This window comes from Pseudonocardia pini (assembly GCF_013870575.1).
GTDB classification, from domain to species: Bacteria; Actinomycetota; Actinomycetes; order Mycobacteriales; family Pseudonocardiaceae; genus Pseudonocardia; species Pseudonocardia pini.
Genome location: NZ_JACBXB010000829.1, coordinates 1 through 2330, shown reverse-complemented (window position 1 = coordinate 2330; position 2330 = coordinate 1). Strand labels below are relative to the sequence as shown.

The window sequence follows — 2330 nt, the reverse complement described above, 5'->3', positions numbered from 1 at the left end:
TCCCGGCCGCGTAGTCGCGGTTGTTCTGCGCGTCCGCGCGGCCGTCCCGAGTCCCGCACCCGCCAGCCTGCCAGCCAGGCGTGGACACCGCGCAGGCAGTGCGGGTCGTCGAGCTGGGCGGCCAGCACCGGCGTGACGCCGAGGGTGAGCACGTCCTCGCGGCCCTCCGCGGCCAGCTCGCGCAGCATCGCGGCCAGCGGCAGGTAGGACTGGGCCCAGGCCTGGTAGAGCCACTCCTCGCCGACCGGCCAGCGGCCGTGGTGGGCGACCCAGGGCAGGTGGCTGTGCAGGACCAGGCAGAGGGTTCCCCTCATCGGCGCCCGCCCGTGCCGGTCCTCACGCCGTCGCCGTGACGAGCAGGTCGAGGCTCGCGGCCGGCTCGTCCGGGGTGAGCAGGAAGTCGTCCGCGGTGATGGCGGCGACGTCCGCGAGCAGGTCCGCGGGCCAGGTCCCGTGGCCCAGGGCGACGGCCACCTGGGCGTCGACGAGGGAACCGCCGTGTCGCGCGTCGAGCTCGCGCAGCCGTGGGCCGTGGTGCAGGCCGAGCACCTCGACGGTGCCGAACCCGCTGTCTCGCACCAGGTCCGCCAGTTCGGTGGGGGACAGCTCGCGGGTGTGGAACGGGTTGAGCGGGGTGTCGCGACCGGGGGAGAACGTGATGCGGTTCGGGGTGGAGACGAGCAGCTCGCCGCCCGGCGCGAGCACCCGGCGGCACTCGCGCAGGAAGCCCTCCTGGTCCCAGAGGTGCTCGATGACCTGCAGCGACACGACCACGTCGACGGCGCCGTCGGCGAGCGGCAGCGCCACGAGGTTGGCTCGCGCGGCGTGGACCCTCGGGTAGCGGCGGGCGACGTGCGCGGCGGTGAGCGCGTCGTAGTCCAGCGCCAGGACCCGCTCCGCGACGCCGGCGAGCAGCTCCGCCCCGTACCCTTCTCCGCAGCCCGCCTCGAGCACGGTCCGACCCGCGCAGCGCGGCGCCAGGGCGGCGTAGACGGCCTCGTGCCTGCGGAACCAGTAGTTCTCGTGCGCGATCCCGGGGACGGTCCGCTCGCCCGTCAGGGGGAGAGTCTCCACCACCCCGACGCTGTCAGACCCCGGCGAGTGCCTGCTCACCGGGGTCGGGGACGTCAGCCGGCCAGGTGGGCCGCGGCGGCGATCACCGAGGCGTACTGGGTGGCGACCAGGGTGCGGATCGGGATGGGCTGGGCCTGGGAGTCCGCGGCGGCCGCGGCGAGCCAGGACTCGTAGCGGGCGGCCAGGTCGGCGTGGGCGCGGCGGATCCTCGGGCGGACGTTGCCCAGCGCCAGCTCCGCCTCCAGCGCACGCACGAGCATGCCGCCGTAGCGGAGCCGGAACATGTGCACGGTGTCCGCCACGGACACCACCTCGGCCACGGTGGCGGGCCGGGTCGCGGCGGGGTCGGCGGCCCGGTGCGCCATGTCCTCGGCGAGGTCGGCGGTGGTGCGGGCGTAGAACCGGGTGGCCCGCAGGAACGGGGACTCGACGCTGGTGAGGCCGTCCACCGCGGTGAGCGTGTCGCCCAGCACGCCGGCCAGCTCGGCCATGTCGGCGGCGTGCCTGCGCAGCGGGGCCGCGTAGGGCTCAGCGGCGGGCGAGGTGTCCGAGAAGCGGGCGTCCTGCCAGTAGGGCAGCTCGCTGACCAGCGTCAACGTGCCGTGCGGCTCCGCGTAGGAGGCCGTGGAGTTGCCGCCGGACACGGCGTCGGTGCGGCCGGTGCGGGCGTAGTGCTCGTAGGCGTCCCGGACGTCGAGCGTCCTGTACACGCCGTCGGCCAGCACCGGGATCCACGGCGCCTCGGGCTCGCCGCGGTGCAGCGGCAGGCCCAGCGCCCCGGGCACGCCCTGCAGCACGGGGTACAGCTCGGGGACGTCTCGGCTGAGGTAGTAGTACACGCCGCCCAGCTCGGCGTTGTGCAGCGAGGCCATCAGCGCGGGCCGGTGCGCGTCGATCAGCCGCATGAGCGCGAAGGTCTCGGGGAGCACCGCGTCGAAGTAGGCGGTGCCGTGGTCGAGCGGGAAGGTCCACTCCACCTGCTCGGCGCCTGCAGGCCGGTAGAAGTGCCGCGCGTAGTGCTCCCGGGTGAAGGGCCCGGCGAGCCAGCCCTCGTTGAGCCGCAGCCCGTCCGGGTCGATGCAGGGGACCAGGTGCCAGGTGTGGCCGAGGCGGGCACGCAGGTCCGCGTCCTCGGCCAGCCTGCGCGCGAGGTGCAGGGTGGTGAGGCCGCCGATCGGCTCGTTGGGGTGCGGCAGCCCGAACACGACGGCCTCGGGCTCGCTCCCCGTCCCGGAGCCGCCCCGGATCGTCAGGCA

At 75.1% G+C, this 2330-nt stretch carries 2 protein-coding genes and 1 pseudogene; all 3 read right to left on the bottom strand.

The genetic code is table 11. The features are described from left to right. Positions 1–314: pseudogene (locus H5J29_RS29585) on the bottom strand (1,4-alpha-glucan branching protein); the annotation flags it as partial. 22 nt (positions 315–336) lie between these two features. After that, on the bottom strand, positions 337–1074 hold the full coding sequence (locus tag H5J29_RS29580) for a class I SAM-dependent methyltransferase (RefSeq protein ID WP_312858469.1): 738 nt from the start codon (positions 1072–1074) through the stop codon (positions 337–339). 53 nt (positions 1075–1127) lie between these two features. Beyond that, positions 1128–2330: M14 family zinc carboxypeptidase (locus H5J29_RS29575; protein WP_181784259.1), on the bottom strand; the 1203-nt coding region annotated here is incomplete at its 5' end.